The 18,427-nt window shown below is 39.8% G+C and carries 17 protein-coding genes, 1 pseudogene and 1 riboswitch; of the genes and pseudogenes, 3 read left to right on the top strand and 15 right to left on the bottom strand.

Annotated elements, in window-relative coordinates; all coding sequences use genetic code 11:
• Positions 1-170 precede the first annotated feature (170 nt).
• From CD126_RS01700 to CD126_RS01675, 6 genes are all read right to left on the bottom strand, one after another.
• Complete coding sequence (locus tag CD126_RS01700) at positions 171-743, bottom strand: PH domain-containing protein (protein WP_103369938.1); 573 nt, start codon at positions 741-743, stop codon at positions 171-173.
• Positions 730-2,232: a PH domain-containing protein gene (locus CD126_RS01695; protein WP_103369937.1), complete on the bottom strand. Its 1,503-nt coding sequence runs from the start codon at positions 2,230-2,232 to the stop codon at positions 730-732. Before CD126_RS01695 ends, CD126_RS01700 begins: the two co-directional genes overlap by 14 nt.
• Complete coding sequence (locus tag CD126_RS01690; RefSeq protein WP_049405739.1) at positions 2,225-2,704, bottom strand: PH domain-containing protein; 480 nt, start codon at positions 2,702-2,704, stop codon at positions 2,225-2,227. Before CD126_RS01690 ends, CD126_RS01695 begins: the two co-directional genes overlap by 8 nt.
• Positions 2,705-2,957: 253 nt before the next feature.
• The gene (cshA, locus tag CD126_RS01685) at positions 2,958-4,448 is read right to left on the bottom strand and encodes a degradosome RNA helicase CshA (RefSeq protein ID WP_049405737.1); all 1,491 of its coding nucleotides are present in this window, start codon (positions 4,446-4,448) and stop codon (positions 2,958-2,960) included.
• 244 nt (positions 4,449-4,692) lie between these two features.
• Positions 4,693-6,057, bottom strand: a complete 1,365-nt coding sequence (locus tag CD126_RS01680) for a UDP-N-acetylmuramoyl-tripeptide--D-alanyl-D-alanine ligase (RefSeq protein ID WP_049405735.1) — start codon at positions 6,055-6,057, stop codon at positions 4,693-4,695.
• Positions 6,058-6,068: 11 nt separating this feature from the next.
• Complete coding sequence (locus CD126_RS01675; protein WP_049405733.1) at positions 6,069-7,139, bottom strand: D-alanine--D-alanine ligase; 1,071 nt, start codon at positions 7,137-7,139, stop codon at positions 6,069-6,071.
• Positions 7,140-7,365: 226 nt separating this feature from the next.
• Between CD126_RS01675 and CD126_RS01670 the strand changes: the two genes are divergently transcribed.
• Entirely contained in the window at positions 7,366-8,559 is a 1,194-nt protein-coding gene (locus CD126_RS01670; RefSeq protein ID WP_103369936.1) for an FtsW/RodA/SpoVE family cell cycle protein, read from the top strand.
• Between the two features lie 297 nt (positions 8,560-8,856).
• On the opposite strand, the gene CD126_RS01665 is transcribed toward CD126_RS01670, so the two are convergent.
• From CD126_RS01665 to csoR, 3 genes are all read right to left on the bottom strand, one after another.
• Positions 8,857-8,997, bottom strand: a complete 141-nt coding sequence (locus tag CD126_RS01665; RefSeq protein ID WP_088606361.1) for an Lmo0850 family protein — start codon at positions 8,995-8,997, stop codon at positions 8,857-8,859.
• A 253-nt stretch (positions 8,998-9,250) separates the two neighbouring features.
• Positions 9,251-9,457, bottom strand: a complete 207-nt coding sequence (csoZ, locus tag CD126_RS01660; RefSeq protein ID WP_049405730.1) for a putative copper chaperone CsoZ — start codon at positions 9,455-9,457, stop codon at positions 9,251-9,253.
• A 21-nt stretch (positions 9,458-9,478) separates the two neighbouring features.
• On the bottom strand, positions 9,479-9,763 hold the full coding sequence (gene csoR / locus CD126_RS01655) for a copper-sensing transcriptional repressor CsoR (RefSeq protein ID WP_049405729.1): 285 nt from the start codon (positions 9,761-9,763) through the stop codon (positions 9,479-9,481).
• 159 nt (positions 9,764-9,922) lie between these two features.
• On the opposite strand from csoR, the gene cls reads away from it, so the two are divergent.
• Both cls and CD126_RS01645 read left to right on the top strand, forming a co-directional pair.
• Positions 9,923-11,395 (top strand): cardiolipin synthase, encoded by a 1,473-nt coding sequence (gene cls, locus CD126_RS01650; RefSeq protein WP_103369942.1) that lies wholly within the window; start codon positions 9,923-9,925, stop codon positions 11,393-11,395.
• Between the two features lie 49 nt (positions 11,396-11,444).
• Positions 11,445-12,122: an HD domain-containing protein gene (locus CD126_RS01645; protein ID WP_103369935.1), complete on the top strand. Its 678-nt coding sequence runs from the start codon at positions 11,445-11,447 to the stop codon at positions 12,120-12,122.
• Between the two features lie 137 nt (positions 12,123-12,259).
• Here the strand turns inward: CD126_RS01645 and yidC are convergent, their stop codons facing one another.
• From yidC to CD126_RS01615, 6 genes and pseudogenes are all read right to left on the bottom strand, one after another.
• A complete protein-coding gene (gene yidC, locus CD126_RS01640) occupies positions 12,260-13,126 on the bottom strand; it encodes a membrane protein insertase YidC (protein WP_049405723.1) in 867 nt (288 codons plus the stop codon).
• Positions 13,127-13,205: 79 nt separating this feature from the next.
• On the bottom strand, positions 13,206-13,856 hold the full coding sequence (thiE, locus tag CD126_RS01635; protein ID WP_186311604.1) for a thiamine phosphate synthase: 651 nt from the start codon (positions 13,854-13,856) through the stop codon (positions 13,206-13,208).
• The gene (gene thiM / locus CD126_RS01630) at positions 13,853-14,644 is read right to left on the bottom strand and encodes a hydroxyethylthiazole kinase (protein WP_049405720.1); all 792 of its coding nucleotides are present in this window, start codon (positions 14,642-14,644) and stop codon (positions 13,853-13,855) included. Before thiM ends, thiE begins: the two co-directional genes overlap by 4 nt.
• Positions 14,637-15,458 (bottom strand): bifunctional hydroxymethylpyrimidine kinase/phosphomethylpyrimidine kinase, encoded by an 822-nt coding sequence (thiD, locus tag CD126_RS01625; protein WP_103369932.1) that lies wholly within the window; start codon positions 15,456-15,458, stop codon positions 14,637-14,639. The genes thiM and thiD overlap by 8 nt, the downstream gene beginning before the upstream one ends.
• On the bottom strand, positions 15,451-16,140 hold the full coding sequence (tenA, locus tag CD126_RS01620) for a thiaminase II (RefSeq protein WP_040806042.1): 690 nt from the start codon (positions 16,138-16,140) through the stop codon (positions 15,451-15,453). The genes thiD and tenA overlap by 8 nt, the downstream gene beginning before the upstream one ends.
• A gap of 72 nt (positions 16,141-16,212) precedes the next feature.
• Positions 16,213-16,312: riboswitch (TPP riboswitch) on the bottom strand.
• An 80-nt stretch (positions 16,313-16,392) separates the two neighbouring features.
• Positions 16,393-18,209: pseudogene (locus tag CD126_RS01615) on the bottom strand (acyltransferase family protein).
• Positions 18,210-18,427 lie beyond the last annotated feature (218 nt).

Below are 18,427 nucleotides of genomic sequence, written 5' to 3'. Positions count from 1 at the left end.
GGTTAAAATCAATAAAACTTTAAATTTCGCTTGAGAGCAGGACAAAAATTCGTCTGATTTCGGGGTTCTACCCCGCAATGAAAATGACTAAATTCGAAAAAGCGAAGCGCCTTATTCAATAAGCTACTTCGCTTTTATTTCGTTACTATTGATGCAGTAATGGTTTTTACTTAAATTTCATTTTCGTTGTGACTTTCTTCTAAAGTCTCTGCCTCACTCTCTTCCCCTCGTCTTTCGTCTTCCGTACTTACTTTGTGTTCCACTTTATCCTCTTTACTATATTGCTGTAATTGTTGCTTTAACTCTAAAGCGACATCTTGAGGAATTAAATTAATTTCAGCATTTCCTCCAGCTGTAGAAAGAATGACATCAGCGAGTCCAAATTTACGCATAATAATCCCTTCATACGTATCGACGTTCTGTACTCTGAAATGTGGGATTTGATCGGTTTGAATAAACCACAGCCCTCTACGAATCGTCGTATGATGATCTTCCACACGATAACGAAAGACTTTGTATTTATATATTGGAGAAATCACAACGTATATAATGATATGAAGCACTATGATTACAATTCCAATTCCGCTTAGCCACAAATATACAGTTGGATTGTTAATGTGTAGTAGAAATTTCGAGAACAACGACATCCCAATTAGCGCGAGCAGAATGACTACACTCCATATCCCACCTGCGATTCGCATCACAGTCTTACCTCTCTCATGCATAAAGTTATAGTGTGACATCTCTTCCACCCCCTAAATACCAATCTTTCACTTCCTGAGATGTCTGTTGCTCAGCAAATCTCAGCCCTATATGTTGATTCGTTGCAGCTTGAGCAATCGTCACTTTGAACGTTTGTAAGTGACTTCGTTGCATGAAAGGATTACTTTTAATCGTCATACCAATCAGCTTATCTTGCTTAATATAATACTGTTTCATGCTGAATAAACGTGCATTACGTATTGAAATTTCATCATCTATGATTCGAGAACCTGAATTTTTAATCGCTAGTACACTACGGATAATGAGTAAGGCGATAATCACGCCTGCTGCAATATACAGATAAGGTTGCCAGAAGTAGTGCACGATCGCGGCAATCGCTAGCAGGATAAGAGATTCACGCCAAAAATATCTGTGAAAGCTTCTCCATGGCATCCCAGGTTGAACCTGACCGAAACGCATAGATGGCACAAGTTGATTGAGCAGCTCATACCCTTTGTCTCTTTTAATAAAAGGCAAGCAAGTCACATGACCATGAGGTGTAGCTTCACCATCGCCATCCTCCATGTCACTCGTGATAATCAAACTTAATGAAGTGTAACCAAATAACTTTCGCAAATACGATTGCTTTTCCTCAACAGCTTGAACACGATTCGTCGGTACGGTCACACTTTTAACACTAATAAGGCCATAACGAATCTTAAGTTGATGACCTGTTTGTCGCAATGTGAAACCATAATTTCTGACAAACTCAATACCTGTACCGATGATATAACAGAGCACTAAAAATACGAGGACTAAAATAATGCCAAACGTTACTGCACTCTGAATGAGGTGTGAGAATTCACCGAATAATTTATCCCACGGTATATACTGGTTAACAGAGAGAACGATAGGTCCGACAGTAAAGATCGTAGCGCCAATCGCACCACTCGTCATAGCCATAAACAAGACTTCTTTAAAGGTTAAGTGATAGAGATGATGTACCGGCACATCCGCTTGAGCAGCTTGATCATCATGAGTTTCTTCTTGATTCATTTCTGTTTCGGTTACATCGCCATCTAATCGATGTTGCGCGTGTTGAATCGCTTGCTCTATCGCTTCACTTTGTGCACGTGAGACACTTTCAAGATCTACACCATCACTTGGCGTCTTAATCTGTAATTTCACGCCACCGACTAGCCGTTGTGCGAGCTCTTGTTGCGTATCAATCGATTGAATACGACGAATATCAATTTCCTTGCGCTTGATATTCAACACACCACTTCGAACGATAAAGTAACGTTCCTCTAGCCAATAACGTGTATTATAAACTCTGAGAATATTTGCTATAAAAGTTATGAGAAATATTAAAGCGAAAACGCCAGGTGATAAATAAGAATAAGGATTAGTGAAATCGAAGTTGCGAATCCCGAACAGAAAGAACAAGATGATGATAATAAAGTTCTGCTTAATCGCATTAATAATTCCCGTCATATAGGAGATCGGATGCAGTTTCTGCGGCTCAGACATCGGTATTCACCCCTTTCAGCTTCGTCAACAGATGTTCTTCTATTTCTTGTACCGTCGTCTCATGCATCAGCGGCAATTCAACTCCGTGGCCTGCTGTCACGACTTCCACTTTACAAAGACCCATTCGATGCAGTATCGGATTCTCGTGTCGAACGAGATATTGAATACGTTCAATATTGACGAGCTTCTGCTTTTTAAAGAAAAAGCGATGATCCACTGCGAGATAACTCTCAGTAACTTTGTAATATGTAAAACGGTACGCTATTAAAGGTTCGAAAATGCAATTAATGACAACAATCAAGCCTATTAAAGCAATTAAATAAATCAGCCAACTCCACCAATGAAAGTAAAGCGTTAGGAATAAGAAGAGTCCTAACAATAGAAAGGCGATAACAAAGTTCATTGCTTGGACAAGATAATAGTACATCTGAACTTGTCGTGGCGACCGTTGAAAATGAATGTATGTATCCATCGAAATGATCTGTCACTCCTTTGCGATTTAATAACGCCTTTAGTATAGCATAATGAAAAAAGCTTTTGGAAATCGATATAAGATAATATGTTTATATTATTTAAATTTCGTTACAACGGCACTAAAAAGTAAAAAAACGAACGCTCTGATACCGGAGCGTTCGCTTTGTCAACTTCTATTCTGTTATGCAATTATATGCGCATTTCTTCGCACACGCGCTTATAACGCATTTCCTCGCACACGCGCTTACAAGCTATTTCTTATGATCTGCGAAAGTACGACCTTTTTTCGTACGTTTACGATCACGATCGCGTTTATCTGAGCCACGACCTTTATAATTGCGGTTGTTACGTTTGTTCTTATAACGATTATTGCGTTTATCGAATTTACCGCCTTTACGTGATGGCTTGCTGCCGCGTTTACGTGCAAGTGGTTTTTCAAATGTCAATTGTACCTCTACATCGTCATTTGATTCAACGAGTTCTTGTAACATTGCTGCTGTTAACTCAATTGCACTGTACTCATCAAGTAATTGTTCAGCAATGCGTTCAAGACGTGGTTCTCTGTCACGTTCCATCCAGTTCTGTACTTTATCCTTAATATCTTTCTCACGAGCACGTAAGACTTCTTTACGATGAGGTGGTCTTAAAGCGCGCATTTGACGTTCATTTGTTTGTTCGATTTGACGAATGTAATCCATCTCGATTGGGTTAACGAATGTTACAGCGATACCTTCTTTGCCGGCACGACCCGTACGTCCGATACGGTGTGTATAACTTTCAGTATCTTGCGGGATATCGAAGTTATAGACGTGACTCACACCAGAAATGTCTAGCCCACGTGCCGCAACATCTGTCGCTACGAGAATGTCAATCTGGTCATTTTTAAACTTCTTCAAGACTTCTAAACGTTTCGCTTGAGTGATGTCCCCGTGTAGCCCTTCTGCTTTATAGCCTTTAGATAAAAGTGCACTCGTTAACTCGTCGACACGACGCTTCGTACGACCAAAGACGATTGCTAAGTCTGGGCGATGAACGTCTAAGAAATTCGTAAACGTTTCAAATTTCTCAAGTTCTTTCACAATCGTATAGAATTCTTCGATTTGTGGGTCTGATAATTCATTATTCATCGTCTTAACAATTTCAGGATTGTTCATAAATTGTTGTACAAGGTTTTGAATCGCTTTAGGCATGGTTGCTGAGAATAACATCGTTTGACGTTGTTCTTTCGGAATCTTGTCCATAATAAATTTCATATCATCAATGAAGCCCATGTTCATCATTTCATCCGCTTCATCTAATACAAGCGTATGAATACCATTCGTTTTTAACGTGCGACGGTTAAGATGATCAATGACACGGCCAGGTGTTCCTACAACAATTTGCGGACGTTTCTTCAACGCTTTGATTTGTCTATCGATTGGCATACCACCAAATACAGTTACCACACGCACACGTTGTCCTTCACTAAATTCTCTCAATTGTTCAGCCACTTGCATAGCGAGCTCACGAGTAGGCGCTAGAATAAGTGCTTGTACACCATCACGTCCTACAACTTTCTCAATCAATGGAATACCAAATGCGCCGGTCTTACCAGTACCTGTTTGCGCTTGTCCTAATATATCTCGACCCTCAAGGGCGTAAGGGATGCTTTCCTGTTGAATCGGCGTAGGCTCTTCAAACCCCATATTGTGAAGGGTTTCTACTGTTTTAGCCGAGATCCCTAATTCTTTAAAGTTTTGCAATATAATTCTCCTTTATTTATCTGTATTACAATACAAATATGTTCACTTAATTTACTTCAACTTCTTAATATTACCACCTGGCTTACAGAATAGCAATCCTCCCAGATTGTATAGAAGATTGAAATTATTCTCGTCAATCGCTTTTCAAGTTTCATAACTTCCTCTTACCCGCTCAACCAAAACAAAGCACTCAAAAGCATGATGCCTCTGAGTGCCTCCTCTAACTAATTAAATCCTTTTTACCTTAGTCCTCTAACAACGCATTTACGACTTCTTCAAGTTTCATTCCACGTGACCCTTTTACAAGAACAACAGCACCTGGCTGAATGATATCACGTAGCGCGTCTACCAACTCATCTTTATCGTCGAAGTGGTGATTCGTCTTCACGTAAGAAGTGCTTGCCTTTGCAATGGCTTGAGATTCCGCACCGAGTGTATAGACGACATCAATATCTTTACGATGTGTGTGCTCGCCGACAGATGCATGCATTACTTCGCTCATCTCGCCAAGCTCTAACATGTCACCTAGCACGAGAATCTTCTGCTCACCATCCATGTCAGCCACAGTATCAATCGCCGCACGCATACTTGTAGGACTTGCATTGTAAGCATCGTTAATCACGACTGTGCCGTCCGCTTTCTTATGCTGTTCCATACGCATCGCTGTGAGTTGTACTTGACTCAAATTATGGTGAATCGTTTCATAGTCAAGGTTCATCGCATGACCCACGGCAATCGCAATCGCAGCATTCTTCATGTTATGCGTACCGAGTATCGGTAGATCATAGGCTTCTTTCTCGTTTATTGTAAAATGAATGCCTGAATCTTCAACATCATTGAGCTGACATACATAATCACATTCGTCACTTAAACCTATGCTTAAACTGTCGCGTTGTTGAAGTTTTTGAACATGTGGTTTCAGTAGAGGTTCGTCGCCATCATAAATAAATAGACCATTATCTTTCATTCCGAGCACGATTTCTGCTTTCGCTTGCGCAATACCTTCACGTGAACCTAAATCTTGCATATGAGATTCACCAATATTTGTAATTACACCGATATCAGGCTGCGCGAGTTGAGAAAGTGCCTCGATTTCATGGTAACCTGACATGCCCATTTCTAAAATAGATACTTCCGTATCCTCGTCTAACTGAAGAATAGTGAGTGGCATACCGATTTCGTTATTGTAATTACCTTGTGTTTTTTTAACTTTAAACTCTGGAGCTAAGACACTTTCAATCATATCTTTCGTCGTCGTCTTACCATTTGAACCTGTGACTGCGATAACTTTAGGGTCGACGTGGCGAAGATAAGCTTGAGCGAGTTGTTGTAGTGCTTGTAACGTATCTTCTACCCAGATGATAGGACCCTCAACTTCTTCAGTAAGCGCTATATCTCTTTGATGGAAACAAGCGCCCGCCCCATCTTTCAACGCTTGGGGTACGAAACGATGGCCATCCACATTCTCTCCTTTGAAAGGAATGAATAACGTCCCTTGTTTCACTTCGCGAGAATCGATAGTCACGCCTTTAATAGAACGATCTAAATAAGCGGCATCAATCTCGCAATCAATCCAGTCTTGAACTTGTCTTAAACTTACTTCAATCATCGTTTATCGCCTCAGTCAATTTGATATTTGTTCTTCTTCTTATCTTCATATTTCTCTTTCGCTAAAGAGATTAATTTCTCGATAAGCTCGGCATAAGATAAGCCCATGTTCTCCCATAAACTTGGGTACATACTATATTGTGTGAATCCTGGCATTGCATTCGTTTCATTGATAAAGATTTGATTGTCTTCTGTAACGAAGAAGTCCGCACGAAGTAACCCTGAACAATCTGTAGCTTTAAATGCTTCAACAGCCATGTCACGTAACGTTTGTTGGACGTCTTCATCGAGTTTCGCTGGGATTGAAAGTTCAATCTTACCATCTTGATATTTCGCTTTATAATCGTAGAAAGCCACGTCTTTAAGCACTTCTCCTGGTAACGTCGTCTCAGGATAGTCATTTCCTAGTACAGCTACTTCCACTTCGCGTGCAGTAATACCTTGTTCAATTACCAATTTACGGTCAAATTGGAACGCTTCTTGGATTCCTTCAACGAGTTCCTCTTCATTGTGACATTTACTAATTCCTACGCTTGAACCTAAGTTGGCTGGCTTCACAAATACCGGAAATTGTAATTTATCGTTAACGAGTTTCAAGATATTAGAACGGTATTTTTCAAATTCGCTTCTGAGAAAGCTCACGTAAGGCAGTTGTGGTAAACCGCGATGCGCGAAGAGTTGTTTCATCACAAGTTTGTCCATTGAACTTGAAGCGGCAAGGACACCATTGCCTACATATGGAATATCTAACACTTCAAAGAGACCTTGAATCGTGCCATCTTCACCATTCGGTCCGTGTAATAGTGGAAAGACTGCACTATAAGGTTGGTCGTCGTGTGTCTCTAATAATAGACGTGAGATATCGCCACTTTCGATATCTTGTAAATCGAGTTCGTCAGTACTTGAGATGGTTTCAGTAATGTTTTCTTTCTTCTTCCAGTCACCTTCATTTGTTATGTAAATGATGTCGACGTGATAGTGCGATTTGTCTATCGCATTGAGCACGTTTTGCGCAGTGAGCATAGATACGTCGTGTTCTGCGCTTTTCCCTCCATAGATGATACAAATATTTTCTTTAGCCATAACTTAGCCTCCATAATCAATTCTTAAACTACATCATATCACGTTTAGCATGTATGTTGCATTTACCAACTTGTCTAAATTATACAATATATTGTTCGTCGTTGAGTTGTGATTTTTAAAATTCTAGTTGTTCTTATACCCCTACTTCTAGCAAATTAATACAAAGTTCGATAAAATCAGGATATACTAATAACTTAGAAACTATCGAGCAATAAAGGGGTTCAATATGAATACGTCACGTCAAACGAAACATAATTCGTGGATTCAAAGAGTGAACTGGATTATCATTCTATTTCTTATCGTCTTTGCGCTGATCAGTGTGACCATCATCAGCTCTGCGATGGGCGGCGGTCAATACAGTGCAAACTTCAGTATTAGACAAATCTTATATTACATATTCGGGTTTATCATCGCCCTATTCATCATGTTTATTTCACCTAAGAAGTTAATGAAATATACCTATTTAATGTACGGCATTCTATGTGCAATGCTCTTGTTACTCATTGTTATGCCAGAAACACCCATCACACCAATCATCAATGGCGCGAAGAGTTGGTATGCGCTTGGTCCTATCAGCATCCAACCTTCTGAATTTATGAAGATCATCTTAATTCTCGCGTTGGCGAAATTGATTACGCGACACCATAAATTTACTTTTAACAAGTCCATCGAGACTGATTTCAAACTTCTATTAAAAATTATTGGTCTCTCAATCGTTCCAATGTTACTCATTCTGCTACAAAATGACTTAGGGACAACGCTCGTACTTTGTGCGATCATCGCTGGTGTCTTGATTGTCAGCGGTATTACTTGGAAAATTCTTGCCCCTATCTTTATCACGGCTATCGTCGTGGGCGGCGGCATTATTCTTTCCATTATCTTCAAACCTTCGTTGATTGAGAACATGGTCGGTATCAAGACGTATCAACTCGGTCGTATCAACTCTTGGCTTGACCCGTATACTTATAGCAGTGGCGACGGTTATCACCTCACCGAATCTCTGAAAGCAATCGGTTCAGGTCAACTATTTGGTAAAGGATTCAACCACGGTGAAGTTTACATCCCTGAGAACCACACTGACTTTATCTTCTCAGTTGTGGGTGAAGAGTTCGGATTCCTAGGAGCGGTCGTACTGTTGCTGCTCTTCCTTGGATTTATCTTCTACCTTTCACGTTTAGCAGCAAACAATACATTTTCTTACAACAAGACTTTCATCATTGGTTATGCGACATTAATTCTCTTCCATGTCCTACAGAACATTGGAATGACGATTCAACTCTTACCGATTACAGGTATTCCGCTGCCATTTATTAGCTATGGCGGTAGTTCACTGTGGAGTCTGATGGTCGGTATCGGCGTCTTACTTTCAATTTCTTATCACATGCCGAAAGCTTATTCAGAAGCGAAACCAAACAACTAAATCTATAAGTTAGTGAATGGCTAATATATTAAAATGCTCACGTTTGATCTTTAATAAATAGAGAAAAACCTCTCAATGTCTCACTCACATTGAGAGGTTTTTTAGCGATTGAACAAGCTCTAGTTCCACGTATGTATCATACGTTCCCGTCCGGAAGCTAGACCTATAATTAAACGAAGCGATGTATCATATATTGATGCAGGTCAATAAGCCTTACTAACTATAGCACGCGACAATTAAGCTATTGCTAGTGGCAACTCGAACTCATTATGAATAGTTCGTTATGACGTTACCAAATTATTTCAATTTGTTTGTTGCCTTTACTGTGGTAGGTAAAGTTTGCATCACTTCGAGACGTGATTTCGTCTTTTTAATGTTGACACCTAATGATGATAATAGTTTAACTACATTTTGAACTTTACTATTACGTTTCGTCATATCATCACTCCTCATTGTAACTCCTTACTTTCTATACTACCCCAATTCACTCCGAATTACTACATTATTTTTGGAAAAAATATTTTTCATTTAAATAATCGACAATTTTATGTAGATAAGCAAGCTTTTTTCTAAACAACGAGGATGGTAAAAGAGAAGAAGTGTTGCCGCTAAAAGTGTGATTCAGCTAGCAAATTTCAAAGGATTAACGAATTTATCAATCGTGCTTGCGGTATCCGCTTTTGATCTATTTTTAATAAAGAATCGTATAACTTGCATCATAAATTTCTTTCTCAATCGCATTCAAATTCGCAGGCGTTTCAAAGGTAACCGTAATATCCCCTTTCGCACCATCAATATCTACCTCACTCACACCAATCATATTAGATAAGAGGTGCTTTAATTCTTCGATTTGATCTTGCGTAGAAATGGTTTCTGTATAAACGTGTTTGGTTTCCATCTGTATTAGCTCCTTTCTTACTTAATCTTTCATCAATTTCTGAAATGTGACGAGCAGTTCTTCCATCGCTTCCTCTTCTTCACCTTTATTTACTTTGTTCAGAATGCAACCTTTCATGTGATGGTCTAACAATTGCGTGGCAACACTATTTAACGCTGAACGTGTCGCTCTAATTTGTGTGAGTACATCATCACAATAGACATCTTCATCAATCATGCGATTAATGGCTCTCACTTGTCCTTCAATCCGATTTAATCGAGACTTCAAATTTGCTTTGGTCTGTTCAGAATGATGCGCACGATCCATAACAATCCCCCTAGTGATAATCTAATACGGAGCTATCGTATACCCCGCACCCGTATAAGTCAAGTGAACATCATAATATATCATGTTACAATAATATAGAACTTTTAGAAGATGTCTACAAACTGTTATATAAAGGAGGTTAAAGTATTGTTAGAGTTTATGTACAACGTGTTCCCATCGACCAACTTGATTATTAATATCGTCTTAATTAGCGCGTTTATTTTAAACTTAGTGTTTGCCTTTACGATTATCTTTATGGAGCGTCGTCAAGCTGGTGCGATCTGGGCCTGGATCTTGGTTCTCGTGTTCCTGCCGTTAATTGGCTTTATTATTTATTTACTTTTCGGCCGACAGATTCAACGTAAGCACATTTTCAAGCTAGATAAAAAGGACGAAGTCGGACTTCAAATGATTATCAATGATCAACTTGAAGAGCTTCGTCGAGGTGATTTTTCTAAAAACAACCCGTCTATCGTTAAATTTAAAGATATGATTCAAATGTTGCTCTACAATAATGGCGCTTTCTTCACCAATGACAATCACATCGATATCTATACAGATGGTCATGATAAATTTGATGCGTTGTTGAAAGATATTTACGCCGCAAAACACTACATACATATTCAATATTATATCTTCAGAAATGACAATTTAGGTAAAAAGATTCTACAAGCTTTGGAAGATAAATTGGACGAAGGACTCGAAGTGAAGATGCTATATGATGATATGGGATCCCGTGGCTTATCCGTCAAAGCATTCAAACGTTTCCGTCAAAAAGGTGGCGCGGTCGAAGCATTCTTCCCATCGAAATTACCGCTGATTAACTTGCGCATGAATAATCGAAACCATCGTAAAATTGTTGTGATTGACGGTATGATCGGCTATGTTGGTGGTTTTAACGTCGGGGACGAATATCTCGGTAAGAAGAAACGTTTTGGCTATTGGCGCGATACGCATCTTCGTGTGACGGGTGATGCCGTAAACGCTCTGCAACTACGCTTTATGTTGGACTGGAATGCCCAATCTTTCCGTGACACACTTAAGTACGATGAGCGTTACTTCCCTGATGTCGAGTCTGGTGGAAATATCGGTATGCAGATTGCGTCGAGCGGTCCTGATGAATTTTGGGAACAAATTAAATATGGTTACTTAAAGATGATTTCAGCAGCGAAATATTCTATTTATATTCAAACGCCTTATTTTATACCTGACCAAGCCTTTCTAGATGCGATTAAGATTGCAGCTTTAGGTGGTGTGAATGTTAATATTATGATACCTAACAAACCGGATCACCCCTTCGTTTATTGGGCGACTTATAATAACGTTGCATCTCTCATCGAAGCTGGTGTAAACATTTATCATTATGACAACGGCTTCCTCCACGCTAAGACGATGGTCATTGATGATGAGGTGGCAAGCGTAGGTACGACAAACATCGATCATCGCAGTTTTACGTTAAACTTTGAGATTAACGCCTTTATTTACGACCGTGACATAGCAACGCGTTTACGTCATATTTTTGAAAATGACATGAAAGTATCCTACCCTTTAACGAAAGATTTGTATCAACAGCGTAGTTTATGGATTAAATTTAAAGAAGGTATCGCTCAGTTGCTCTCACCTATTTTATAATGACAACAATTAAACATGACCGAACTTCAAAGGAGTTGAAACCTATATTATGGAAAAGACAGAACAAATTTGGCGTGCTGAGCAATATATGAAAGAAGTTCATCAACATGATGCCTCAGGTCATGATGTTGCGCACATCTATCGTGTAGTGAGTTTGGCGCTCCATCTCGCAGATCAAGAAGATGCGTCAGCGGATGCGCATGTGATTCATTTGGCAGCTTTATTGCATGATACGGTGGATGAGAAACTGTTTAGAGAGCAGGATGCGATTGAACAACTTCAGCGTTTCTTAAGTGAAATTGAATTGACTCACGCAGAAATTGAGGATATACGCCACATCATTCAATATATGAGTTATCGTGGCGGGCGCAATAACGAGATAGCGTTATCGCTCGAAGGACAAATTGTGAGAGATGCAGATCGATTGGATGCCTTAGGTGCGATTGGCATTGCACGTACGTTCCAATATGCAGGTCATAGTGGCGAAGCAATGTGGACGGGTAACGCGACTTTCGACCAATTAGAGCATACGTCTGAGGACGAAATACAATCCCTTTCCCCTTCTGCTATTCAACATTTTTATGAGAAATTGTTTAAGCTACGTGATTTAATGCATACTAAAAGTGGTCGTGCATTAGCGGAACAACGTCATCAGTTTATGAAACAGTTTGTAGAAACATTTCTGACTGAATGGAATTTCGATAAATCACAGTTGTATAAAAAGTGAGTGAGGAATCAGAGTGAGAGTAATTGTATGTAGATTATTCAGGGCGTTAATGTGGTTTCCGTCCCCTTTCTCGCTTCTTAGCACCAAAAAAAGTGGAATTTCGCTTGAAATTCCACTCTTTCTTTATCTCATATGCATTATTTTTTCTTTTTATTAGAAACAACTTGCGTATTTTTACCTTTTTTCTTGTTGTCAGCATTGTTTTTATTATAAGCATCAATCATAGGCTGTACTTCACGTTGCGCAACTTTAGAATAATGGATGTTTGCGATAAATGTTTGAATAACCAAGAATGCCGCACTGACTGACCAGTACAGACCTAATGCAGAAGATGAACTGTAAGAAATCCAGATAATCATAATTGGTGAAATGATCATCATCATGTAGCCCATTTGTTTCTGCTCTCTTGGCATACTCATACTTGAAACGTATGCTTGTAAGAAGTAAAGTACACCGGCAATAATTGTAATCCAAATGTCAGGTTTTGCAAGGTTGAACCATAAGAAATGCGGGTGTGCTGTAAAGCCACCGCCTGTTGGGTGATACTTCAGTACGAAGAATAAACTCATGATGATAGGCATTTGAATGATGATTGGTAGACAGCCCAACATGTTCTTCATTGGGTTCATGTCGTATTTCTTATAAATTTCCATCATTTCTTGGTTTGCTGCCATCTTCTCTTCTTGCGTACGTGAACGTTTCACTTTCTCTTGAACTGCATCAATATCCGGCTTCGCAATCTTCATTTTTTCACGCATCATATGACTATTTTTATAGTTTGATAACATGAAAGGAAGTAAGACGATACGAACCGCTAATACAATGACGATGATCGCAAGACCATAGTTGTCATTAAAGTGCGTACCTAACCAGTGCAAGAGCTGATCCATTGGATGTACAAATGTATTGTAGAAAAAGCCATGTTGCTTCTCGGGTTTAGAATAATCACACCCTGCCAACAATAACATTGCACCTAACAAAGGTAGTAGCGCTTTTCTCTTCATTTTTCCACCTCTAACGATATATTCACACAAAGCTTATTCTATCATACAAGTATAGAAGTAGAAAACAAAAACTGGCGATTTACTGAGATTCTTTCGCACTTTGTAAGAAATTTGCAACAGTGCCTCGAATGTCATTACTTTGCGCGATTGCAGAAATGACAGAAACGCCGTCACCACCTGCTTTGAAGCAGTCTTGTGCATTGTTAGTGGCAATACCGCCAATCGCGACGATAGGTAAATCACCTACATATTCTCGAAGTGTTGGAATCATTTCTGGTCCCACCGGTGCATTGGCATCATCTTTAGATTGCGTCGCATACATCGGACCGACACCAATATAATCCACATGCGTCAAATCAGAATGCTGATACTCTTCAACATTGCCAACGCTTAAACCGATGATTTTATCTTCAAATTCAGAAGCAAATTCTGCTACAGCGGCATCATCTTGACCCACGTGTACCCCATCAGCGTCAATAGCTTTAGCAAGCTCGATATCATCATTGACGATAAAAGGGACGTCATATTGATGACAGAGCGCCAGGAGTTCTTCGGCAAGTTGACGTTTCTTCTCACCTTGGAGAGAGGCCGGCCCCTTTTCACGAAATTGATATAACGTAATCCCCGCTTCAAGCGCATCCTTCAACACTTCATGAATCGTACGCTCACTTTTAATATCTTGTGTACCACAAATAAAATAAACTTTTAAATCCGTAGCTTTAAACATCATGACACCTCTGTCACTTGCTGACACTGTTCAAGATCTTTATTTGAGACATGAGATAAACGATCGATAAAGTGCATTTTAAAAGTACCTGGACCTGCGTCGTTCGCTAAAGCTTCTGCCTGTTCTGCCGCAATGTTGAATGCACTCACTGCCTCTATTAAACATTCTGCATCAGGGTGGCGGTCACGTTGTAAGAAACTTGCGATGACTGCACCGAGCAAGCAACCTGCACCTGTCACTTTCGCAAGTATAGGTGAACCGTTTGCTAACTCGAAACAACGCCCCTCTTGAACTACGACATCTTTCTCGCCAGTGATCACAATCGCTGTGTGAAACTTGTCGTACGCTTTCTTAGCGATATCCACAGCATCTAAATCATCTGCACTATCTGTCCCTTTCATCGTCGTGTCAGAATCAAGGAGCGTCAGAATTTCTGAAGCGTTACCTTTAATGACTGTTGGACGAACCACTTTCAAGAATTTACTGCAATAGGACTTACGAAACTTCGAAGCCCCTACTGCAACGGGATCGAAGACAATCGGGCAGTCTTTCGATTGCGCGGTATGAGCAATCGCTAACATGTCTTCACCACGTGCTTGCGTCACCGTTCCGATATTAATTAATAAAGCACCTGCCACTTGCGCAAAGGCATCTGACTCTTCTGGCGCCTCACTCATAGCAGGACTTGCACCTATGCTCAATAATCCATTCGCTGTAAAGTTCTTCACCACATCATTCGTGTAGCACACAGTTAATGGATGATTCTCTCGTAATTGATCTAACTTACTCATCATCTAAGCCTTCTTTCTTCATGTACGCGAAATGATTTACCGGGCCGCGTCCTTGGCCAATTTCTGGCGTATACTTAATACTCAAGGCAATAAAGTCTTTCGCTTTCTTCACAGCTTCATATATCGTACGCCCTTTCGCAAGTTCTGCAGCAATCACTGCTGAGAAAGTACAGCCTGTGCCATGTGTATGTTTCGTATCATAGCGTGGGGATTCAAACGTGTAGACATCATCTCGTGTGAATAAATAGTCTTTCGCATGTGTACGACTTGTGGCATGGCCGCCTTTAATTACGACACCTTTACTGCCGATTTCATCTATAAAGATATGACCCGCTTTATAGACATCATCTTCAGATTCAATCTTCATTCCTACAATTTCTTCCGCTTCAGGTAAGTTCGGTGTCGCTACATCTGCGAGTGGTAGTAAAATGTTCTGTAAATTGCCTTTCGATTGATCATCCATTAATGAGTCGCCACTTTTAGCCAACATCACAGGATCAATGACGTAAGGAATATCAGGGTAACGCTCTAAATATTGACGAATCAATTTCATCATGTCTTCTGAGGCAATCATCCCTGTCTTGATTGCATGAGGAAGCTCATCATCAAAAACGCTATCTAACTGTTCTTGAAGCCAATCCAGCTCGAGGTTATGAATATGTTGAACCCCCATCGTGTTCTGAGCGACGATACTCGTAATCGCCGCCATTCCGTATACGCCACAAGAATGGAAAGACTTCAAATCTGCCATAACTCCTGCGCCGCCTGTAGGATCGGTACCTGCTATCGTTAATGCAATCTTAGGCTTATTCATGCGTTTGACCTCCATAGTTCCACGCTTCTTGGTTGTAAGACATACCGAAGAAATTGCGTTCGTGAATTGTACTTTGTAAGAAACTTTCTTTCACTTCTTGACGTTCTTTGTCATCCATATCGGCAGTTAATTGATCCATTAATTTATCCATCACATCGACTAAGTCATCCATTTCTGTACTGTAGAACTCAAACCATTTTGCTAATACAGAATCACGATTGAGTGCATTGTCATTGAGCGCTCTCTTCGCAATGACTTGATAAACGTATGGACATGGTGCCATCGCTGCTATCGTATGCGCTGCGTTCTCTTTCGCATAAGCATTGTAATACATATGTTTGATGTAGTGATCGCCACTCGGTGGCCACACCTTTTCAGTCACAATCTCTTCGTAAGGTTTGTTCACGTAATCCGCTAAGATTTCATGCGCTTCAACTTCGCCATCGACGATAAATTGAATCTGCTCAACGAGGAATTTCACTTCGTCGAGACTTGGAACTTTAGGTATGAGTAATGCATAGATATTCGCAAACTCACGTAAGTAAGATGCGTCTGCTTTGAGATAGAAATAAACCGCTTCATTAGGCAATTTGCCGTGTAACATATCTTGGATAAAAGGATCATTGTAAATATCCTCAATAATAGGTTGTGATGCTTCTTTCAATTCTTCGGAAAACTTCATCATTATGCCTCCTAATAAAAAAACTACATTCCAACGTAGGAATGTAGTTTTAGACAGAAACATATTGATATTAAGGCTAAAATACTACTTTCCTACGTTGGTACTAACCAATTCAGGTTATAAGGGTCTGACATACCGTCATCTCAGCTTACTAGCTCCCCTAGTAGTTTAATGATTTATTTGATTTAAACATAACAGATTTAGCCTTGTGGTGCAAAAGAATGCGTTGCAGTTTCAACATGTACTGTTATTTTATTGTTGTTCTTGTTTATGCACTTCAGTGAGTTTGTCGATGATCGCTTGAGCTAGAGCTTTACTACCATCATATTCAAGATGGATGCCATCATATGCGAAATATTCCGTGTGGTTCGCAGATTTCGCATACCAGTCGATCACATGTACATTTTTGTAACGTTTCTCAGCGGCGTGAATCTCACTGTTTACATGGTTCTGATAATCTCTAGGCACACGTGTTGTCACAAGATAGATGTTGGCATCTTTCAAAGTTCCGATGAGTTCATCGAGTTGTGCTTTCGTAAAGTCACCATTCGTTCCCAGTTCAAGAACAACGTCTTGTTTCGGTGAATTATAGTTACTATACGAACCTTGGACGAGTGGTTTCGCTTCAATGAGTTGGCGCCCTACTTTACCATCGATCACTGCTTTCGGCACTTTATCTTGAAAGACTTGCCCGATGTCTACCATTACGGAATCACCAATTAACAATGGTTCAATCTTTTTCAAATCGAGTTTCTTCGTATCTTTATTAATCTTTGGACCTGTTGTCGGTTGATGTTGATGCAGCTTTTTCTTGTTACTGCTAAATGATGTTTGTTTCTTCTCGTTGTGTTTAGAAGCAAGTGAGTCGAAACGCCCAGTATAGAGTAAGGCAATCGAAGCTACGAAGACGAGTAAAATAAGTCCACGTCCGAAACGCTTGATTTTAATTGGATTAATAGAGAAAGCCTTCCAACCTTTGCGGCGAATCGGATTCTCTATACAATGATAGGATAATTCCGTCATTGCTAACATGAGCGCGATATCAATCACATAGGCGTACCACGGAATTTGTCCGGCTACGAAATGTTTATGAGTAAATACAATCACAGGGAAATGCCACAAATAGAGGCTGTAAGACCTTTTACCTATATAGACAAAGAGTGGATTACCCATCGCTTTCGCAAAGTTACCTGAAGGATGCACTGCACTCGCAATGACCAACAACGTGAGTAGTGAAATCACGTAGAATCCGCCGTGATAAAGCCAACTACTCTCATATTTCACCACGACGAAGAGCACGAGTAGAACTACTGTGCTGACTAAACCTATGATATCAATACTCGACTTCAGACCTTTGGAAATATCTTTCTTGAGACTAAAAGAGGCGGCCATAAAAATGCTAAAAGCGAACCTAATAGCAACGTTTGAAGACGCGTATCCGTACCGAAGTAGACGCGCGAAATATCGTGATGAAGATGGAACAATATTGCCATCGTCAACATCGACACTAAAGAAATAATGAAGAGAATGGACATGACGAGTTTCTTATTATTCAGCTTTAACAATAAATAAAGAATGATTGGATAGAAAACATAATATTGTTCTTCAATCGCTAATGACCATAAATGCTTAAACGGCGCTATCTTGAACTGATCAAAGTAATCTAAATGTTGGAAGATATACCACCAGTTCGACACGTAGAACAACGCAGCTAAGACATCTTTCTTCGTTTCAGTGATAATACTCGGTTCAAATATCAATATATAGACGAGTGTAATCACGATAAGAAAGAATAGTGCAGGTATCAACCTCTTAAAGCGTCGCAGCCAGAATTGTCCAAGATTGATACCTTGATTGAGATAATACTCTGAGACGAGCAACGAAGTAATGAGATATCCCGATATGACGAAGAACGTGTCTACACCGAGAAATCCCCCTATCAGCCATTGACTATTGAGATGATAAATAATGATGGCTAGTACATCAACAGCCCTAAAGCCATCAAGACCTGGCATATATTTAGGTTTATACAATTTATGCGTACGTTTCATTTCATGATTTGTATTCATGCTGTCATCTTTCCTTCTTATTATGTATATCGAGTCGGTAGTGCTAGAGTTCAGTAGAATTTGGAAATCTTTATGTGCGTAGTGGTGATTTGTGCGAATTTGCGAAAGATATTTACCGAATTGGGACGTATGATGCCCCCTATTCGATATGATTAAATAACAAAGTTATAGAAGTAAACTGTTTCTTAAATTCACATTCTTATTATATATTTTTAGGT

Origin of the sequence: Staphylococcus pettenkoferi (assembly GCF_002902685.1) — a bacterium.
Classification (GTDB): Bacteria; Bacillota; Bacilli; order Staphylococcales; family Staphylococcaceae; genus Staphylococcus; species Staphylococcus pettenkoferi.
This window is presented reverse-complemented; position numbering and strand designations above follow the sequence as displayed.

What these genes read in the sequence shown, in the direction of transcription:
- yidC (WP_049405723.1), bottom strand. Translation starts at nt 13,126, where the DNA reads ATGAAGAGAAAAGCGCTACTACCTTTGTTAGGTGCAATGTTATTGTTG.
- thiM (WP_049405720.1), bottom strand. Translation starts at nt 14,644, where the DNA reads ATGAGTAAGTTAGATCAATTACGAGAGAATCATCCATTAACTGTGTGC.
- CD126_RS01695 (WP_103369937.1), bottom strand. Translation starts at nt 2,232, where the DNA reads ATGTCTGAGCCGCAGAAACTGCATCCGATCTCCTATATGACGGGAATT.
- tenA (WP_040806042.1), bottom strand. Translation starts at nt 16,140, where the DNA reads ATGAAGTTTTCCGAAGAATTGAAAGAAGCATCACAACCTATTATTGAG.
- CD126_RS01645 (WP_103369935.1), top strand. Translation starts at nt 11,445, where the DNA reads ATGGAAAAGACAGAACAAATTTGGCGTGCTGAGCAATATATGAAAGAA.
- CD126_RS01670 (WP_103369936.1), top strand. Translation starts at nt 7,366, where the DNA reads ATGAATACGTCACGTCAAACGAAACATAATTCGTGGATTCAAAGAGTG.
- CD126_RS01680 (WP_049405735.1), bottom strand. Translation starts at nt 6,057, where the DNA reads ATGATTGAAGTAAGTTTAAGACAAGTTCAAGACTGGATTGATTGCGAG.
- CD126_RS01675 (WP_049405733.1), bottom strand. Translation starts at nt 7,139, where the DNA reads ATGGCTAAAGAAAATATTTGTATCATCTATGGAGGGAAAAGCGCAGAA.
- CD126_RS01690 (WP_049405739.1), bottom strand. Translation starts at nt 2,704, where the DNA reads ATGGATACATACATTCATTTTCAACGGTCGCCACGACAAGTTCAGATG.
- cls (WP_103369942.1), top strand. Translation starts at nt 9,923, where the DNA reads ATGTACAACGTGTTCCCATCGACCAACTTGATTATTAATATCGTCTTA.
- csoZ (WP_049405730.1), bottom strand. Translation starts at nt 9,457, where the DNA reads ATGGAAACCAAACACGTTTATACAGAAACCATTTCTACGCAAGATCAA.
- CD126_RS01665 (WP_088606361.1), bottom strand. Translation starts at nt 8,997, where the DNA reads ATGACGAAACGTAATAGTAAAGTTCAAAATGTAGTTAAACTATTATCA.
- CD126_RS01700 (WP_103369938.1), bottom strand. Translation starts at nt 743, where the DNA reads ATGTCACACTATAACTTTATGCATGAGAGAGGTAAGACTGTGATGCGA.
- csoR (WP_049405729.1), bottom strand. Translation starts at nt 9,763, where the DNA reads ATGGATCGTGCGCATCATTCTGAACAGACCAAAGCAAATTTGAAGTCT.
- thiD (WP_103369932.1), bottom strand. Translation starts at nt 15,458, where the DNA reads ATGAATAAGCCTAAGATTGCATTAACGATAGCAGGTACCGATCCTACA.
- thiE (WP_186311604.1), bottom strand. Translation starts at nt 13,856, where the DNA reads ATGATGTTTAAAGCTACGGATTTAAAAGTTTATTTTATTTGTGGTACA.